The sequence below is a fragment of the Streptomyces sp. PA03-3a genome (assembly GCF_033792735.1).
Lineage (GTDB): Bacteria > Actinomycetota > Actinomycetes > Streptomycetales > Streptomycetaceae > Actinacidiphila.
Genome location: NZ_JARAVM010000005.1, coordinates 291,293 through 308,213, shown reverse-complemented (window position 1 = coordinate 308,213; position 16,921 = coordinate 291,293). Strand labels below are relative to the sequence as shown.

The following is a 16,921-nucleotide window of genomic DNA, read 5'->3' as shown; positions in this document are numbered from 1 at the left end:
GAAGGAGACGACGGCCATGGCGACCACGACGCGATCACGGCCCCCGCTGCCGGCGCGCATCCGGCACGGGTGGCGGCAGCTGCGGGTGACCCGGTCCTTCTCCCAGGAGATCGAGGACCTCAAGCCCCCCACCCGCTTCACCTTCCTGCCCTGGCTGCTGATGGGCGTGGGCGCCCTGTCCCACCTCCTGCAGGGCAAGGCCGCCAACCCCTGGCTCGGCGGCCTCGGCCTGCTGGCCTTCAACTCCCTCTACATCGGCGTGGTCTTCACCTCCTTCGACCCGCGCACCGCCCGCGGCAAGGTGCCCCGGCGCTACCTCCTCGCGCTGGCCGCCGTCACCTACGCCCTCGCCATCGGCTACGGCGGCAGCTGGCTGGTGTTCTTCCCGCTGCTGTCGCTGGCCGTCGGGATCGTGGTGCGCGGCCGGCGGATGGGTCCGGTCCTCGTCGCCCTCGCGGTGTCCGCCGGAATCGTCTCCGGACTGCGCAGCGGTGACATCTGGGAGGGCGTGTCCATCGGGTACGGCAGCCTCATCTCGGGCCTGGTGACCGCGGCCATGCTCACCCTCTTCGACGCGGTGACCCAACTGCGCGCCACCCGGCAGGAACTCGCCCGCAACGCCGTCGCGGAGGAGCGGCTGCGGTTCTCCCGCGACCTGCACGACCTGCTCGGGCACACCCTGTCCGTGGTCGTCGTCAAGGCGGAGGCCGCCCGCCGGCTCGCCCCGCGCGACCTGGACGCCGCCCTCTCCCAGGTCGCCGACATCGAGGCGGTCGGACGCCAGGCGCTCACCGAGATCCGGGAGGCCGTCACCGGATACCGCGAGGGGAGCCTGTCAACCGAGCTGGACCGCGCCCGCTCGGCCCTGGCGGCCGCCGGGATCGAGGCCCTCGTCAAGGAGTCCGGCCCGCCGCTGCCCTCGCAGACCGAGGCCCTCCTCGGCTGGGTGGTGCGGGAGGGGGTGACCAACGTCGTACGGCACAGCGGGGCGACCAGCTGTGCCATCGAGCTCGCCGGCACCGGCGGGCTCGTACGCCTGCGGATCACGGACGACGGCCGCGGCGTAGGCTCGGTGCCCGGATCGGACCCGGGCTCGGGCTCGGGGCTGAAGGGACTCACCGAACGGCTCGCCGCCGCCGGCGGCTCCCTCGGCACGGGCCCCGGCCCGCGGGGCGGGTTCCGCGTGGTCGCCGAACTGCCGGTGGAGGAGGAGCAGACCGCATGAGCGGCGCCATCAAGGTCCTGCTGGCCGAGGACCAGGGCATGATGCGCGGGGCGCTCTCCCTGCTGCTGAACCTGGAGGACGACATCGACGTCGTCGCGCAGGTCTCGGCGGGCGACGAGATCGTCGCCGCGGCGCTGGAGGCCCGGCCCGACGTCGCGCTGCTCGACATCGAGCTCCCCGGGCGCAGCGGCCTCGACGCCGCGGCGGAGCTGCGCGAGCGCCTCCCGGAGTGCAAGGTACTCATCCTGACGACGTTCGGCCGCCCCGGCTACCTGCGCCGCGCCATGGAGGCCGGGGCCCGCGGCTTCCTGGTCAAGGACGGCCCCGTCGAGGACCTCGCCGCCGCGATCCGGCGCGTCCTCGACGGGCACCGCGTCATCGACCCCGCCCTGGCCGCCGCCGCGCTCAGCACCGGGCCCAGCCCGCTGACGCCGCGCGAGCAGGACGTGCTCAACGCGGCGGCGGACGGCGCGACCGTGGCGGACATCGCGGCACGTGTGCACCTGTCGGAGTCGACGGTGCGCAACCATTTGTCGTCGGCCATCGGGAAGACCGGCACCCGCAACCGCACGGAGGCGGTCCGCACCGCCCGCCACAACGGCTGGCTCTGACCGGCCGCCTACCCCGTCACTCGTGCCACACCCAGGTGACCCGCTCGTACAGCGGCTCGAAGCCGGCACGCAGCATGTTGTGCAGGGAGGTGTTGCGGTCGCCCGGGCCCTCCGCTCCCGTCTCGGCGACGAGCCATCGGCAGCCGGCGTCGCGGGCCGCCCGGACGCGTGCCGTCAGAAGCGCCGACTGGGCGCCGCGGCCGCGCCACTGCGGGAGCGTCGCCCCGCCGAACATGTCGGCGCAGTCACCGTTCACGAAGACGCTGCCGACGGCGACGATCCGTTCGCCCTCCCAGACGGCGTACTGCCGCCAGTCCGGCCTGCCCACGCACGCCGCGGCCATGTCGATCATGGCCGGCGCGGTGAAGCCGAAGGTCGTCATCATCACGGTGGCCCACTCGTGCGCCTGGTGGCGCCCGACGAGGCCGACGCGCAGGCCCGGGTCGAGCGCGGTGACACCGTCGGCCGCGGCCAGGGCCGTCCGGACCTCGCAGCCGAGCTTGGCGAGGCGCCCGCCCTCGGCGAGGTTCCACTTCCGTGCGGTCGGGGCCCAGTCCGGGGGCAGCAGCGGCGGCGCGATCGCGAACGAGCCGGCGGGCACACCCTGCCCTCGGTAGAAGCCGCACACCTGTTCCACGACGTCGGCGGTCACCGGTGCGGCGGGCCCGAAGCCCCCGGCCCGGTTGAAGAAGCGGCTCGGGTCCTCGCGAACGGCCAGCGCCCGCACGGAGCCGATCCGCTCCGCGCCGATGCCCAGTGTCCTGCGGATGTCCGCCGGCGCTCCGGTCACGAAGTCGGCGTAGGCCGCGATCTCGGTCTCCTCGGCGAGGCCGGTCGGCACCGTGGTGCTCATGCCGCGTTCCCCTTGTCCTCGGTGGTGACGACGTCGTGGCCGCCGGCGACCGCCGGGGCCGGCGCCGCGCCGCCACGGCACCGCGCCCGTGTGCGGGCCGGACGTGCTGGAGACGTGGCGCGTGTGCCGCGCTCCGCCTCGTGATGGATGACGTTCATACCCGCACGATGCGGTGGGGAGTGGAAAGGTTCGATCAGCCGCCATGATCTTTTGAGGGGCCGCCTCGCCGGTGGCGCGGGTGGTACAGGCGCAACCTGTCGTCGCGGTCCCGGTCCAGGAAGTGCACCCAGACCACGCCGGGAGGGCAGTGGAACGGGTCCTCCGGCGGGTTGACGATGGCCGTCTCCCAGATGACGACCTCGCGGCTCGCCACCACGTTCAGCAGCTTCTGGCGGACACCCTCGGAGACGTCGCGGCCGAAGGAGAATCCCAGGTAGTCCAGGTCCGAGCGCTTGCCGGTCGGCCAGGTCACCTCCAGCCGGGGCGACCGCCACCCGGCCCACGCGGAGGCGAGCTCGCCGTGATGGGCCGCGATCAAGGTCTGCTCGGCCAGCAGGCGGTGGCGCGCGGTGAGGGAGGCGGCGTCGTCGTGGACCCGGTCGCCCAGGCTCAGCAGCGCGGCGGCCAGCTTGGCCCGCGCCTGGTTGAGCCTGCTGCGCACGGTGCCGACGGCGATGCCGCACAGCAGCGCTATCTCCTCGTAGGAGGTGACGTCGGTGAAGTAGCGGAGCATCGTCACCAGTCGCAGCCCGGGTGACAACTGCTCCAGCGCACTCCAGATCCAGTCCCGCAGCACCTGCTCGTCGAGTACGTCCGCCGGGTCCGGCGGGCCGCCCGAGCGGTCCATGGCGACGAACCCCTCGAGTTCGGCCACCGGGACCGCCGACTTCCTGCGCAGCTGGGCGCGGGAGACGTTGCGCACCACCATCCGCAGCCATGGGCCGGCCGCCTCCGGGTCACGGAGGTCCCCGATGCGCCGCAGCGCGATGAGCGCGGCCTCCTGCACGGCGTCCTCGGCGTCCGGGCCGTGGCCCAGCACGGCGAGGGCGACGCCGTACATGGGCGCCCGGTGCCTGGCGAGCAGCAGACCGAGGGACGCCGCGTCGCCCGACTGCGCGGCCCGCACCAGATGGAGGTCCGGCGGCACCCCGCTCGGCAGCAGATCCGTCATATGGTGACCATTCAACCAGAACGGCCGGAGCCCCGGACCGCCCGTCGCGAGCCGCACCCCGGACGGAACGGCACCGCGGGCGTGGGAGACGATGGAGGGCATGAGCACGCCACTCCCCGCCGAGGTCCCCGCGGACGCACTGGCCGCGTTCGAGGCGGCCAAGGGCTTCATGCCCACCCACGAGGGCCTCGCCCTCCACGCGGCCGCGGCGGGTGCCGCCGCGCGCCTCCCGGGCCTGCCCCTGCTGGAGGTCGGCACGTACTGCGGCCGCTCCACCATCCTGCTGGCCGCCGCCGCCCGCGAGGCCGGGACCGTCGCCGTCACCGTCGACCACCACCGCGGCAGCGAGGAGCAGCAGCCCGGCTGGGAGTACCACGACACGACGCTCGTCGACCCCGAGGTCGGCCTGATGGACACCCTCCCCGCCTTCCGGCGCACCCTGCACGCCGCCGGGCTGGAGGAGCACGTGGTCGCGGTCGTCGGCCGCTCCCCGCAGGTCGCGGCGGTGTGGGGGAAGCCGCTCGCCCTGGTCTTCATCGACGGCGGTCACACCGACGAGCACGCCGGGAACGACTACGAGGGATGGGCCCCGCACCTCGCGCAGGACGGCCTCCTGGTCATCCACGACGTCTTCGCGGACCCGGCCGACGGCGGACAGGCGCCCTGGCGGATCTACCGGCGGGCGCTGGACTCGGGCGCGTTCACGGAAGTGTCCGTGACCGGTTCGCTGCACGTCCTCCGGCGTACGGGCGCCGGGACCTGAGACGGCGGATAGCATCGCTGACGTGTTCAAGAGCAAAGCCCGCTCCACCGTGGTCGTCGTGGCCGCGCTGGTGCCGGCGTGCGCGGCCGCGTGGCTGGTGTGGGACGCCACGAGCGGACCGGACGACCCCGGACGGAACGGCGACCTCCCGCAGAACGTGCGTCCGCACCGCTCGGCGGCGTCCTCCGGCCCGCCGCCGGCGGCACCGTCCTCCGGGGCGGCGAAGCCGCTCGCGGGGAAGGTCGTGGTGCTGGACCCGGGGCACAACGCGCAGAACAGCCGGCACACCGCCGAGATCAACCGCCTGGTCGACATCGGCACCGCCCGCAAGGAGTGCGACACCACGGGCACGGCGACCGACGCCGGCTACGCCGAGGCCGCGTTCACCCTGGACGTGTCCCGGCGCGCCAGGGCGCTGCTCGAGGCGCGCGGGGCCTCGGTGAGGTTCACGTACGACGGCGACCGCGCGTACGGCCCGTGCATCGACGAGCGGGCCCGGATCGGGAACAAGGCCAAGGCCGACGCGGTGGTGTCGGTGCACGGCGACGGCTCGGCGGCCGGCAACCGCGGCTTCCACGTGATCCTGCCCGCCCCGGTGCACCGCGGCATCGCGGACACCCGCGCGATCAGCGGGCCGTCCAAGCTGCTGGGCACCGCCCTCAAGCGGCACTTCGCGGCGGAGACGGGCACGCGGCCGTCCAACTACATCGGCGGCGGCACCGGCCTGGACGTCCGCCGCGACCTGGGCGGACTCAACCTCAGCACCAGGCCGAAGGTGTTGATCGAGTGCGGCAACATGCGCGACCCGAAGGACGCGGCACTGATGACCAGCCCGGCCTGGCGGCAGCGCGCCGCGGAGGGCATCGCGGACGGCATCAGCGCGTTCCTGGAAGACCGCGAGTGATCGGCCGGTGAGCATTGGGTCCCGATCGTGTCACCGAGGGGCGTACCGGTCCCACCCGGCGACAACCGCCCTCATACGATGGGGAACCGCTCGGCGACAGCGACAACGAGACGACTGACAAGGACTCCTAGTGAATAACCGCTCCCTCACCCGAGGAGACGGCGCGGTGATCGGCGCGGCGCTGCTGCTGCTGATCGCCTCGTTCCTGAACTTCTACACGTTCAAGGGATGCAGCTCCGACGAGTGCGGAGCCAGCGCGTGGAAGAGCGAGCTGTTCCCGCTGCTGCCCTCGGTGCACCTCCTGGGCCTGATCGCCGCCGGCCTGTTCGTCGCCTCGCGCTTCCAGCCCGAGGGCCGCAAGCTGCTCGGCATCGGGCTCGCCCACTGGGGCGCGGTGCTCTCCGTCGCCGCCGCCTGGGACGCGCTGTGGTCGCTGTTCCACGGGAGCGAGGCCTTCGAGCTGGCCGCCGGCGCCTACCTCTCCTTCGTCGCCGCGGCCGCTCTCGCCGCGGCCATGCTGCTCACCCTGCAGGGCCTTCCCGCGCTGAAGGCGCCGCTGCTGCCGGCTCCCCGGCCGCAGCAGCCCCAGCAGGCGCAGCCGTACGGCGGCCAGCAGGGCCAGCCGTACCCGGGCGTGCAGCAGGGCGGCTACGGGTACCCGGGGCAGACCGGTGGGCACGGCGCGCCGGCCGACCAGTCGTTCGGCGGCGGCCAGTACGGCTACCCGCAGGGGCAGCAGCAGCCGCAGGCCCAGCAGCCCCAGCCCCAGGCCCCGCAGCAGCCCTCGGCGGACTTCGCGGCCTTCTGGTTCGCGGTGCCCGTGGCGCGGCCGCTGTACGCGGAGGACGGTTCGGCCCAGCAGATCGCCGAACTGACCCCCGGCACCTGGTACCTGGCGGTGGAGCAGCGGGGCGGCGCCCTGGTCGCCCAGACCCAGGACGGCCGGCGCGGCGTCCTGCAGGACGTCAGCGGCCTCCAGCGCGGCTGATCCCGGACATCTCCTTCGCCCCACCGGCTCAGCCGGTGGGGCGAAGTGCTCTCCAAAGCCCGGGTAAAAGATGCGCACATACGTTCGTGCGGCCAGTAACGTTCGCGGCTGTCCCCCGATCATGTGATCGTCATGTCTGCACACGGGAATATCTGTGAACCTCGACTTCAGCGCCGAGCCGCTCTTCTCCTGGTACGTCGTACTCCTGATCATCAGCGGTATCGCGATGATCATCATTGGCGCGGTCAACTCCTCCGGTCTCAGCAACGGCTGGCGCGCCTTCAACGTGGTCGCCGGCCTCGCCTTCACCGGCTACGGCATCTACCTCGGATTCATCTTCGAGGGCGGCGAGTACTTCATCTTCTTCAAGGCGTTCATCCTGCCCGGCCTGGTGGTGGTCAACTTCTTCCGCGCCATGGCCGCCCGGAGCAGCGCCCCCGCCGCCCCGCAGCAGATGGTCCCGGCGCCGCCCGCGTACGGGGCTCCCGACATGCCGCCTCCGCCCGCCGCCCCCGTGGCGAACCCGGCGCAGAACGGCTGACGCGCGCGTTCCGCACGATCCGTGCCCCGGACCGGACGGTCCGGGGCACGGCTGTCTCCCCTCCGGGCCGGGGGACGGTTGCCGTACCGTACAACTGACATACCGTCAGTTGCGGTGGAAGGCGTGCGCATGCGGCTCGGTCTGGCCCTCGGCTACTGGGGGCGCGGCCCCTCCCCCGACCACCTGGCCCTGGCGCGGGAGGCCGAGCGCGCGTGCCCGACTCTGCGACGATCCCGCGGAGGGGCTGCTGCCGGTGAAGGCGATGCTCGGCTTCTCCATCGGCGGGATGGGCGCCGCCTCCCGCACCTTCCACGCCGACCTGACGGCCAGGATGGGCTACGAGGAGGAGGCCCGGCGCATCCAGGATCTGTTCCTGGCCGGGCGGCGCGAGGAGGCCGTGGCGGCGGTGCCGGACGCCTTCGCCGACGAGATCTCGCTCGTCGGCCCGCGGGAGCGGATCGCCGAGCGGCTGGAGATGTGGCGGTCGGGCCCGGTGACCGACCTGCTGGTCACCGGGCCCGACCCGGCCACCCTGCGGGTGCCGGCCGACCTCATCCGGCGCTGAGCTGGGACAGCGAGGGCACCTTGTCGGTGACCTTGGCACCGGCGCCCTCGCCCGCCGACTTGACGCCGCTGATGGCGTCCTGGAAGGTGCCCACGATGTCGTCCGTGCCCTGGCCGCTGCGCAGCTTGGCCGGAAGGTCCTTGAGCGAGTCGATCCCCGCGGTCAGCGGCGCCACCAGCTTGGCGAGGGTCGGGTCGCCCTTGGCGTTCTCCGAGGCGGCCTTGAGCCGGTTGTAGGCGAAGGCCCCGGCCAGGCCCGCCTTCACCAGCGTCAGCTTGCGGCCGTCCGCGTCCTTGTTGAACTTGCCCTCGCGGTAGGGCTTGACGATCCACTGGTAGGTCGCGCCGGCGGCCAGTCCGGCGTTGGCGACGAAGCGCGTCTTGGCGAGCTTCTGCTTCTGCACGGAGGAGGTGGGGCTCGCGGTCCCGCCGCTCGCGGTGTCGCCGGAGTCGCCGCCACAGGCGGGGACGAGCAGCAGCACGCCGGAGAGCAGGAGGGCGGTCAGGGCACGGCGCAAGGGCATGACGGTCTCTCCCGGGAGGATGCGGTGGGTGATCGCATCCTCGCCCGGGCCCCCGGCACCGGCCACCGCACAGGGCCGTACGGGGCGTCAGGCGGACGCCGCCGGCGACGTTTCAGTCCACCGATCGGGGCAAGACGGCAGGTATGTCCAGACGATATCGCGGCAATCTGGCGGCCACGATCATCATGGTGGCCGCGGACGTGGCGGCTTTCATCCTGATCCTGTGGATCGTCCTGTGGATGCTCGACGCCAACCGGGCGAACGACCTCGTGGAGTGGATCCACGACATGGCGTCGTGGCTCGGTGGCTGGGCCCACAACATCTTCTCCACCCAATCCGCATGGGCGCGCACCCTGCTGAACTACGGCCTGCCGGCGGCGGTCTACCTGATCGTCGGGCACGCCGTGGCGGGTCGCGTCAACAGGGCCTGACGCCCCTTCACCGGCCGGCGCAGCACCCCGCCGCATCGGGCACCAGCCCGAGCGGCAGCCGGTCGCCCCCGAAGACCGCCGTCGTCGCCTCGTCCCCTCCCAGGGCGGCGACGGCGAGCAGCAGGGCCCCGGCCGTCCATGTGGTGCGTTCCCGGGGCCACACCGAGGGTTCGGTGCCGGCCTGCGCGTCGCCCTCGAAGACGTACCCGGTCCAGTACATGCCGTCCTCGGCGCGCAGGTGCTGGATCTCGGCCAGGACATCCACGGCGCGGTCCGACTCGCCCATCGCCCACAGGGCGAGGGCGAGTTCCGCACTCTCGCCGCCGGTGACCCAGGGGTTGGGCACCACGCAGCGGACCCCGAGGCCGGGCACGACGAACTCGTCCCAGCGGGCCAGCACGCGCTCGCGCGCGGCCCCGCCGCGCAGCACTCCGCCGAGGACCGGGTAGTACCAGTCCATCGAGTACCGGTCCTTGTCCAGGAACCGCTCGGGGTGGTGGGCGACGGCGTGCCCGAGGGAGCCGGCGGCCAGCTCCCAGTCGGGCTGCGGGTCCTCGCGGTGCTCGGCGACGGCCAGCGCGCAGCGCAGCGCCTGGTACATCGAGGAGCAGCCGGTCAGCAGCGCCTCCTGCGGGTACGTCCCGTCCTCCTCGCGCTTCCAGGCGATCTCGCCGCCGGGCAGCTGGAGTTCCAGGACGTACTCGACGGCCGCGTACAGCACCGGCCACATGCGTTCCACGAAGGCGTCGTCGCCGGTGGACAGGTAGTGGTGCCACACGCCGACGGCGACGTAGGCGCAGAAGTTGCTCTCCCGCCCCAGATCGGTGGGCTCGCCCTCCGCGCCGTCGGCCCAGCCGTACGCCGCGTACCAGGAGCCGTCCGGGTTCTGCCGGCGGGCGAGCCAGGTGTAGGCCGCCTCGGCGTGCTCGTGCTCGCCGGCCGCGTCCAGCGCCATGGCGGCCTCGACGTGGTCCCAGGGGTCGAGGTGGCCGCCCTCGAACCACGGTATGGCGCCGTCCGGCCGCTGGACGGCGAGGATCCCGGCGACGGTCTGCGCGGCCTGCTCCGAGGTCAGGACGCCCGGGAGGACGAGGTGTTCGGTCCGCCTCACGCGTCGACGCCCGCCTTCGGGGTGTGCGGCTTGGTGGCGTAGGCGACGAAGCTCTTGCCGATCAGCGGGTTGAGCGCGTTCTCGGCGAGCCGGGTGGCCAGCGGTTTCCTCATGATGTCCCAGACCAGCAGCTTGTGGTACAGCTTCACCGGCAGGGCCTTGTCGTTGTCCACGCCGACGGCGCACTTGATCCACCAGTACGGGGAGTGCAGTGCGTGCGCGTGGTGGCTGCCGTACGGGCGCAGGCCCGCCTCGCGGATCCTGCCCAGCAGTTCGTCGGCCCGGTAGATGCGGATGTGCCCGCCCTCGACCTCGTGGTAGGCGTCGGACAGCGCCCAGCAGATCTTCTCCGGCCCGTAGCGCGGCACGGTGACCGCGATCAGCCCGCCCGGCTTGAGGACGCGCACCATCTCGGCGAGCACGCCCTTGTCGTCCGGGATGTGCTCCATGACCTCGGAGATGATGACGCGGTCGAAGGTGTCGTCGGGGAACGGCAGGCTCAGCGCGTCGCCCTCCATCGCCGTGGCGGTCGCCCCGGCCGGGGCCTCCCCGGCCTCCTTCATCGCGGCGAACCACTTGGCGACCTCGCGGATCTCGTCGCCGTTCCGGTCCAGGGCCACCACGTTCGCGCCGCGCCGGTAGCACTCGAAGGCGTGGCGGCCCGCACCGCAGCCCAGGTCGAGCACGCGGTCGCCCGGGGCGAGCGGGAAGCGGGTGAAGTCGACGGTCAGCACGTGGAGTCTGCTTTCGTCCGGGACGGTGACTGGACAGTGGGCCGCGGCCCCGCGGCGGCCTCGATCGCCGCACGGTAGTGCTCGGCGGTGCCGATGGCGGCCCGCTCCCAGGTGAAGCGGGCCAGTACGCGTTCCCGGCCGGCCAGACCGAGGCGGCGGCGCAGCTCGGAGTCGCGCAGCAGCCGGCCGAGCGCCGTCGCCAGCGCGCCCGGGTCCCCCGGCGGCACGGCGAGGCACGTCTCGCCGTCGGGCCCGGCGACCTCGGGGATGGCGCCGCCGGTCGTGGCGACCAGCGGCGTCCCGGTGGCCATGGCCTCGGCGGCCGGCAGCGAGAAGCCCTCGTACAGCGACGGCACGCACGCCACCTGGGCGCCGCGCACCAGGTCGACCAGCTCCTCGTCGCTGATGCCCTTGACGAAGTCGACGGCGCCGCCGAGCCCGTACCGCTCGATGGCGGCGGCCACCGGGCCGTCGTCGGCCCGCTTGCCGACGACGACGAGGTGCGCGTCGGGGTGCTCGGTGCGCAGCTTCGCGAGCGCCTCCACGAGGTGGACCAGGCCCTTGAGCGGCACGTCGGCGCTGGAGGTGGTCACGATCCGCCCCGGCACCTCGGGCACGGACGGGTCCGGCGAGAACAGCGCGGTGTCCGCGCCGATGTGCACCACGTGCACCCGGTCCTCGCGCACCCCGAGGTGGTCGACGATCTCCTGGCGGGAACTCCCGGAGACGGTGAGCACGGACGGCAGCCGGCGCGAGACCCGCTTCTGCATCCGGGTGAAGCCGTACCAGCGGCGGACCGACGCCCGGCGCTTCCACCCCTGCGCGGCGTCGAGTTCGAGCTGCCGGTCGACGGTGATGGGGTGGTGGATCGTCGTCACCAGCGGCGCGCCGAGGGCGTCCGGGCCGCCGAGCAGGCCGTAGCCGAGGGTCTGGTTGTCGTGGATGACGTCGAAGGCGCCCCGCCGGGCGGCCAGGTGACGGCGGGCCCGCAGGCTGAACGTCAGCGGCTCCGGGAACCCGCCGGTCCACATCGTGCCGACCTCCAGCGCGTCCACCCAGTCGCGGTACTCGTCGCGCTTCGGGGTGCGGAAGGGGTCGGGCTGGCGGTAGAGGTCCAGGCTCGGCAGCTCGGTGAGGCGCACCCCGTCACCGAGCTCGTCGAGCACGGGGTAGGGCTGGGCCCCGATCACCTCGACGCTGTGGCCGAGACGGGCGAGTTCCCTGGACAGATGGCGTACGTAGACGCCCTGGCCCCCGCAGAACGGGTTCCCCTTGTAGGTGAGCAGCGCGATCCGGAGCGGCCTGGCCTCTGCGGTCACTCACGGCCCCCTTCTCACTGCACTTCAGCGGGAGCGTAGCCGCCCGTGCGTTGGTAGAACAAGTTTCAGAATCGGTTACTCAGGAGTTGGCCCGAGAGCACGAAGATACCTGTAGCCGTGCGGGGGGTTCTGGCTGGTGCGGGTGATTCCCGCCACGCCGTCGTGGTGGCCGTGGGGGGTTCGCCCACCCACCCACCCGATTGCCCCGGATGGTTGGTGCGGGCCTGCGCGCGGTTCGTGGTGGGCCGGGGTCGGGGCCTCCGGGGCTGGGCATTCTGTACCGCATATTTATGTGCATGGCGGGCGGTCCAGGTAGGTGCCGTCCGTGCCGCACAACACATACACGTCAGCGTCCAGAACGCCCACCCCTACGACCCCGCCCCCTCCGTTTCGTCGGGCGACCAACGCCCGGTGGGGGGGATGCGGCCCGCCCCTCCCCGCACCGCAGGAAACTGCCACCGGCAGGAGGGCCCCCGGCCGCAGGCCGAGCAAGGGTGCGCGCACCGGTGGCCAGGGGCACCTCCCCCGCAGGGGTTGCCTGCGTCCCGGCGAGCGCGAGGGGTGGGGGCGCACCCCTGTCCTTCGGTGAGCGGCCGAACCGGCGCCTGCCCCGGATCCGAACTGGATGGTGTGAGCCTCGAGGACGTGTGCGGCGACCCCGGACCGCCTCTTCACCCCCTCCGGCCGTCAGTCGCCCACGGATACGGAGGGGGCGGGGGAGGTGGGGGCACCCCCGGCCGAAGGCTGAGGGAGGGTGAATGTTCTGGACGCTGCGGGATATTTGTGTGCGGCAGAGACGGCACCAATTCGGACCGCCCGCCATGCACGTAAATAACCCAGTCCAGGACGTGCAGCCCCGCTTCCCCGGCCCACCACGCACGCCGCGAGGCGGTCACTGACCGCGCCGGATGGGGGTCCCCCCGGCCGAAGGCTGGGGGAGGGAGGGCGGGTGGACGCCCGCCGCAGGCGCAAACAACCCGCACACGACAACCGGGCAGCCCGGGGCACGGACCGCAGGCGCAAACGACCCGCACACAACAACGGGCCGCAAGGGGCACCCCGGACACAGCCCCGACGCATCCGCGCACGACGGCGGCGGAACAGAGCGGACCCCGCGGCAAGGCACCGCAGTACGCTGGGGGACGGTTCCGCACGGCGCACAGATTCGGATTGGGACAGATGACCGCAGCTCCTCAGCCGACGCCGTCCCCCGTGCCGCTGACCGAACGTCAGGAAGCCCGGCGGCGCCGCATCCTGCGCACCAGCGCCGAGCTCGCCGTGCGGGGCGGATTCGACGCCGTCCAGATGCGCGAGGTCGCCGAGCAGTCGAACGTCGCGCTCGGCACCCTCTACCGCTACTTCCCGTCCAAGATCCATCTGCTCGTCGCCACGATGCGCGACCAGCTGGAGCACCTCCACGAGGCGCTGCGCAAGCGTCCGCCCTCGGCTGCCGCGCCCGCGGACCGCGTGGCGGAGACGCTGATGCGCGCGTTCCGCGCGATGCAGCGGGAGCCGCACCTCGCGGACGCCATGGTGCGGGCGCTGACCTTCGCCGACCGTTCCGTGAGCCCGGAGGTGGACGCCGTGTCGCGGCTGACGACCGCGATCGTGCTGGACGCGATGCGGCTGGACGGGCCGCCCGGGCCCGAGCTGCTGTCCGCGGTGCGCGTCATCGAGCACACCTGGCACTCGGCCCTGGTGACCTGGCTGTCCGGGCGCGCCTCGATCGCCCAGGTGAAGATCGACATCGAGACCGTCTGCCGGCTCATCGACCTGACCGATCCGCGCCGCGCGCAGGCGTGACCCCGGCACGTCACTCCTCGGGCGGGAAGACGGCCTCGCCGGAGTCGCCCAGCGCGATGCTGATCGCCTCCACCGGGCAGCCTCCGCCGCCGCCAGCAGCGCCTCCGCGGCGTCGGTGTCCGGGGCCGCCCCGTGGCCGGGCGGAGTCGAGGGTGAAGCCGCCCGGCGGGGAGTTCACGCACATGCCCGAGCCGATGCACACTCCTCGGTCGACCTCGATGTGCCAGCGGTCCCCCACGGGGTCAGCCCTCCCAGCCGGCGGGCAGGTGGACCTTCTTGTGCTCCAGCTACTCGCCCAGCCCCTCGGGCCCGAACTCGCACCCGAGCCCGGAGTTCTTGTAGCCGCCGAAGGGGCCGAGCATGTCGAGGCTGAAGGTGTTGACGTCGAACGTGCCGGTGCGCACCCGGCGGGCGATGTCGATGCCGTGCTCGACGTCGCCGGTCCAGACGCTGCCGGACAGGCCGTAGTCGGAGTCGTTGGCGATGCGGACGGCCTCCGCCTCGTCCTCGTACGGCAGCAGGCAGATGACCGGGCCGAAGATCTCCTCGCGGGCGATCCGCATGGAGTTGGACACGTCGCCGAAGCGGGTGGGCTCGACGTACCAGCCGGTGGGCTGCGCCTGGCCGCCGCCGGTGAGGACCTTGGCGCCCTCCTGCTGCCCGAGGGCGGTGTAGTCCAGGGAGCGCTGCTGCTGGCGGCGGGCGCCAGCGGCCCTACCTGGGTGGCGGGGTCGAGGGGGTCGCCGACGCCGAGGAGCTGCCCGCCCACGAGCACGCCTCCACCGGCGCCGGCGCCCGGGTACGCGAGCCGCCGGACCACCACACCGCCCGCCTCGCCTCGCTCCGCGCCCTGATCGCCGAGGCCCCCCGCACCCCGTGGCAGCTCGCCGAGCCATGCAGTGAAACCGCCCCTGGAAGCAGATCCCCTTCCCCTCCCGGAACATCGCCGTCGCCGAGGCCGAGGCCCACCTGCGCCGCCTGGTCAAGCTCGGGCACGCCGAACCGGTGCCCGGTTCCGACCCGGTCGCGTACACCGCGGTGTGAGCGGCCGGTGTGAGGCAGACCGCACCAGGCCGGGCACGGCGCGGCACGCGGTCCCGGCTAAGGTGTGCTCGACACAACCAAGTCCAATCACGTCCGAGCGGGGGAAGCCGGTGCGAATCCGGCGCTGACCCGCAACCGTGAGCCGTCCCCGCCCGGGGAGGGCCCAGCCGGAGCACCCGCGCGGACGGGAGCGGCTCTTCCGTCGAGGTACACGGAGCCGGAGCCCGGTGCCGTGACCGCGCGCCCGCATCCGTCTGCGCGACCGCTCACCCGAAAGGCACCACCCGATGCACCTGCGCCGCACCGCCGCGGCCGCCCTGGCCGCCTTCAGCACCCTCCTCATAGCCGCGTCGCCGTCACCCTCGCCGGCTGCGGCCCCCGCCGCGCTGTACGGGGACGCCGACCCGACGTACGACGGCGTGTGGCGCCAGTCGTACGCGCTGCTGGCGCTGCACGCGGCCGACATGGAACCGGCCGGTGACGCGGTGAAGTGGCTCGCCGGGCAGCAGTGCGCGGACGGCGGATTCGCCTCGTACCGTCTCGACCCGACGGCACCCTGCGACCCGGGGACCGAGGACACCAACGCCACCGCCATAGCCGTCCAGGCGCTCGCCGTCCACGGGCAGGACTTCGCCGTCAAGCGCGCCGCCGAGTGGCTCGCCAAGGTGCAGAACCGCGACGGCGGCTGGTCGTACAACCCCGGCGGAGCCTCCGACGCCGACTCCACGGGCGTCGTCATCGGCGGCCTCAAGGCCGCCGGCACCGACGTCAAGTCCGTGACCACCGACGGCCTGTCGCCCTACGACGCGCTGCGCTCCCTCCAGTTGGCCTGCGGCAAGAAGGACGGCGGCGCGTTCGCCTACCAGCCCGACCCCAAGTCGGGTGACCTCGCGGCCAACGCCAAGGCCACCGCCGACGCCGTGCGCGGCGCCGAGGGCGCGGGCCTCGTCGTCGAGGCCCCCGGCCGCGACGTCCCCGTGCGCGACGGGTGCGGCGGCAGCGCCTCCGACGCGGGCGCCGCCTGGCTCGCGGCCCGGCTCACCGCCGGCGGCGGCCACTTCGACGCCGTCACCCCGGGCTCCGACCAGAAGACCCCCGACTTCGGCACCACCGCCGACGCCGTCATCGCCCTCGTCGCCGGCGGCCATCTCGACGCCGCCAAGGGCGCCTACAACTGGCTCGCCGCCAACTCCGGCGCCTGGGCGAAGGACAACCCCACCGCCCTCGCACAGCTCGCCCTCGCCGCGTACGCCACCGGCAACCCGATGCGGGACCACGTCACGCGGCTCAGCGCCCTCGGCCCGGTCGCCCAGCAGAAGCCCGAGTCCTCGGGCGGCAGTTCGGTGTGGTGGATCGTGGGCGCCTGCCTGGTCGCCGGCATCGGCATCGGGGTGCTGCTCGCCGGCCGGAAGCACCGGCTGTGAGGCGGCCGCCCCTCACGGCGGCGGCACTCCTCCTGGCCCTGGTGGCCGCCCTCGTCGCGACGCCCGCGCACGCGGCCACCTACCGGTACTGGTCCTTCTGGCAGCGTGACGCCGCCACCGGCGCCTGGACGTACGCGACGACCGGGCCGGCCCTCAGCCGCCCCGGCGACGGTGCCGTGGAGGGCTGGCGCTTCGGCGTCAGCCCCGACGCCGACTCGGCCGCCCGCCCCCGCGGCACGGCCGGGTTCGCCGCCGTCTGCGAGGGCACCCCGGCCCGCCCGGGCACCAAGCGGGTCGCCCTGCTGCTCGACTTCGGCACCGCCGCCGACGCCCCGGCCACCCGCACCGCCTGCGCCCGCGTCCCCGCCGACGCCACCTCCGCCGACGCCCTGGCCGCCGTCGCGCCCCCGCTCCGCTACAACTCCGCGGGCCTGGTATGCGCGATCGCGGGCTACCCCGCCAAGGGCTGCGGCGAGCAGGTCGCCGACGCCGCCGCACCCCCCGCCCCCACCTCTTCCCCGGGCCCCGCGCTCGGCACGTACGGCGCCACAGGAGTCGTCCTCCTCGTCGTCGCGGCCGCCGCCTGGCAGGTCCGCCGCCGCCGGAGCGACCGCCCGTGACCGCCGGCACACCCCTGCCCCGACCGCCGAGGGCCCTCACGCTGCCGGTTAGGCTGCGCCCCCGTGACCGCCGCGACGGCTCGCCCACCCCGGACACCCGCCGTTCCGCCGACGCTGCTCCGCCCCGGCCGCGACAGCGGTCAGTCGTGCCGTCCGGTGACACCCCCGGCGCACCACGCACGGCGAACGCGACCGACGGGCTGTCCAGGGCATCGCGAGCCCTCGCGCTGCTTCCCCGGCCGCGCCCGCGCACCCGCGACGCCTCGCCCACCCCGGACGCCCGCACGGCGA

17 protein-coding genes, 4 pseudogenes and 1 riboswitch are annotated in these 16,921 nt (G+C 73.7%); of the genes and pseudogenes, 12 read left to right on the top strand and 9 right to left on the bottom strand.

From position 1 onward, the window contains the following. Positions 1 to 16: 16 nt before the first annotated feature. Entirely contained in the window at positions 17 to 1,225 is a 1,209-nt protein-coding gene (locus PV342_RS08685; protein ID WP_500316422.1) for a sensor histidine kinase, read from the top strand. Then, positions 1,222 to 1,836 (top strand): response regulator, encoded by a 615-nt coding sequence (locus PV342_RS08680; protein ID WP_360999011.1) that lies wholly within the window; start codon positions 1,222 to 1,224, stop codon positions 1,834 to 1,836. The genes PV342_RS08685 and PV342_RS08680 overlap by 4 nt, the downstream gene beginning before the upstream one ends. 16 nt (positions 1,837 to 1,852) lie before the next feature. On the opposite strand, the gene PV342_RS08675 is transcribed toward PV342_RS08680, so the two are convergent. From PV342_RS08675 to PV342_RS08665, 3 genes are read right to left on the bottom strand one after another with little or no spacing between them, the layout of a single operon-like run. Then, positions 1,853 to 2,689, bottom strand: a complete 837-nt coding sequence (locus PV342_RS08675) for a GNAT family N-acetyltransferase (protein ID WP_400802118.1) — start codon at positions 2,687 to 2,689, stop codon at positions 1,853 to 1,855. Then, positions 2,686 to 2,847: a hypothetical protein gene (locus PV342_RS08670; RefSeq protein WP_500316420.1), complete on the bottom strand. Its 162-nt coding sequence runs from the start codon at positions 2,845 to 2,847 to the stop codon at positions 2,686 to 2,688. The genes PV342_RS08675 and PV342_RS08670 overlap by 4 nt, the downstream gene beginning before the upstream one ends. Before the next feature lie 35 nt (positions 2,848 to 2,882). Continuing rightward, on the bottom strand, positions 2,883 to 3,860 hold the full coding sequence (locus tag PV342_RS08665; protein WP_500316418.1) for an RNA polymerase sigma factor: 978 nt from the start codon (positions 3,858 to 3,860) through the stop codon (positions 2,883 to 2,885). A 91-nt stretch (positions 3,861 to 3,951) separates the two neighbouring features. Between PV342_RS08665 and PV342_RS08660 the strand changes: the two genes are divergently transcribed. The 5 genes and pseudogenes from PV342_RS08660 to PV342_RS08640 all read left to right on the top strand — a co-directional run. Continuing rightward, positions 3,952 to 4,623 (top strand): class I SAM-dependent methyltransferase, encoded by a 672-nt coding sequence (locus tag PV342_RS08660; RefSeq protein WP_386993532.1) that lies wholly within the window; start codon positions 3,952 to 3,954, stop codon positions 4,621 to 4,623. Positions 4,624 to 4,645: 22 nt separating this feature from the next. After that, entirely contained in the window at positions 4,646 to 5,527 is an 882-nt protein-coding gene (locus PV342_RS08655) for an N-acetylmuramoyl-L-alanine amidase (RefSeq protein WP_500316416.1), read from the top strand. Positions 5,528 to 5,657: 130 nt separating this feature from the next. Then, the gene (locus PV342_RS08650) at positions 5,658 to 6,515 is read left to right on the top strand and encodes a DUF5336 domain-containing protein (protein WP_360999021.1); all 858 of its coding nucleotides are present in this window, start codon (positions 5,658 to 5,660) and stop codon (positions 6,513 to 6,515) included. Positions 6,516 to 6,669: 154 nt separating this feature from the next. Beyond that, the gene (locus PV342_RS08645; RefSeq protein ID WP_386993535.1) at positions 6,670 to 7,056 is read left to right on the top strand and encodes a hypothetical protein; all 387 of its coding nucleotides are present in this window, start codon (positions 6,670 to 6,672) and stop codon (positions 7,054 to 7,056) included. A gap of 202 nt (positions 7,057 to 7,258) precedes the next feature. Further along, positions 7,259 to 7,621: pseudogene (locus PV342_RS08640) on the top strand (LLM class flavin-dependent oxidoreductase); the annotation flags it as partial. On the opposite strand, the gene PV342_RS08635 reads toward PV342_RS08640, so the two are convergent. Continuing rightward, positions 7,608 to 8,144 carry a hypothetical protein gene (locus tag PV342_RS08635; protein WP_026250583.1) on the bottom strand — a complete coding sequence of 179 codons (537 nt, stop codon included), beginning with the start codon at positions 8,142 to 8,144 and terminating at the stop codon, positions 7,608 to 7,610. The pseudogene PV342_RS08640 and the gene PV342_RS08635 overlap by 14 nt on opposite strands. Before the next feature lie 143 nt (positions 8,145 to 8,287). On the opposite strand from PV342_RS08635, the gene PV342_RS08630 reads away from it, so the two are divergent. After that, on the top strand, positions 8,288 to 8,575 hold the full coding sequence (locus PV342_RS08630; protein ID WP_051101917.1) for a hypothetical protein: 288 nt from the start codon (positions 8,288 to 8,290) through the stop codon (positions 8,573 to 8,575). 7 nt (positions 8,576 to 8,582) lie between these two features. On the opposite strand, the gene PV342_RS08625 is transcribed toward PV342_RS08630, so the two are convergent. Genes PV342_RS08625 through PV342_RS08615 form a run of 3 tightly spaced genes read right to left on the bottom strand, consistent with a single transcriptional unit; the run spans position 8,583 to position 11,739 of the window. Then, positions 8,583 to 9,686 carry a prenyltransferase/squalene oxidase repeat-containing protein gene (locus tag PV342_RS08625; RefSeq protein WP_500316414.1) on the bottom strand — a complete coding sequence of 368 codons (1,104 nt, stop codon included), beginning with the start codon at positions 9,684 to 9,686 and terminating at the stop codon, positions 8,583 to 8,585. After that, positions 9,683 to 10,420 carry a class I SAM-dependent methyltransferase gene (locus PV342_RS08620; RefSeq protein WP_329188146.1) on the bottom strand — a complete coding sequence of 246 codons (738 nt, stop codon included), beginning with the start codon at positions 10,418 to 10,420 and terminating at the stop codon, positions 9,683 to 9,685. Before PV342_RS08620 ends, PV342_RS08625 begins: the two co-directional genes overlap by 4 nt. Next, positions 10,414 to 11,739: a glycosyltransferase family 4 protein gene (locus PV342_RS08615; RefSeq protein WP_500316412.1), complete on the bottom strand. Its 1,326-nt coding sequence runs from the start codon at positions 11,737 to 11,739 to the stop codon at positions 10,414 to 10,416. The genes PV342_RS08620 and PV342_RS08615 overlap by 7 nt, the downstream gene beginning before the upstream one ends. Before the next feature lie 1,179 nt (positions 11,740 to 12,918). On the opposite strand from PV342_RS08615, the gene PV342_RS08610 reads away from it, so the two are divergent. Next, positions 12,919 to 13,542 carry a TetR family transcriptional regulator gene (locus PV342_RS08610; RefSeq protein WP_026250581.1) on the top strand — a complete coding sequence of 208 codons (624 nt, stop codon included), beginning with the start codon at positions 12,919 to 12,921 and terminating at the stop codon, positions 13,540 to 13,542. 10 nt (positions 13,543 to 13,552) lie between these two features. Here the strand turns inward: PV342_RS08610 and PV342_RS08605 are convergent. Next, a pseudogene (locus PV342_RS08605) lies at positions 13,553 to 13,780 on the bottom strand (ferredoxin). 49 nt (positions 13,781 to 13,829) lie between these two features. Further along, a pseudogene (locus tag PV342_RS08600) lies at positions 13,830 to 14,296 on the bottom strand (aldehyde dehydrogenase family protein); the annotation flags it as partial. Here PV342_RS08600 and PV342_RS08595 point away from each other — a divergent pair. From PV342_RS08595 to PV342_RS08585, 3 genes and pseudogenes are all read left to right on the top strand, one after another. Beyond that, positions 14,291 to 14,586, top strand: a pseudogene (locus tag PV342_RS08595) (MBL fold metallo-hydrolase); the annotation flags it as partial. The pseudogenes PV342_RS08600 and PV342_RS08595 overlap by 6 nt on opposite strands. Before the next feature lie 101 nt (positions 14,587 to 14,687). Further along, positions 14,688 to 14,763: riboswitch (cobalamin riboswitch) on the top strand. Positions 14,764 to 14,873: 110 nt separating this feature from the next. Beyond that, positions 14,874 to 16,010 (top strand): SCO2321 family membrane protein, encoded by a 1,137-nt coding sequence (locus PV342_RS08590; RefSeq protein ID WP_500316410.1) that lies wholly within the window; start codon positions 14,874 to 14,876, stop codon positions 16,008 to 16,010. Then, entirely contained in the window at positions 16,007 to 16,630 is a 624-nt protein-coding gene (locus PV342_RS08585) for an SCO2322 family protein (protein WP_500316409.1), read from the top strand. Before PV342_RS08590 ends, PV342_RS08585 begins: the two co-directional genes overlap by 4 nt. Positions 16,631 to 16,921: the final 291 nt, after the last annotated feature.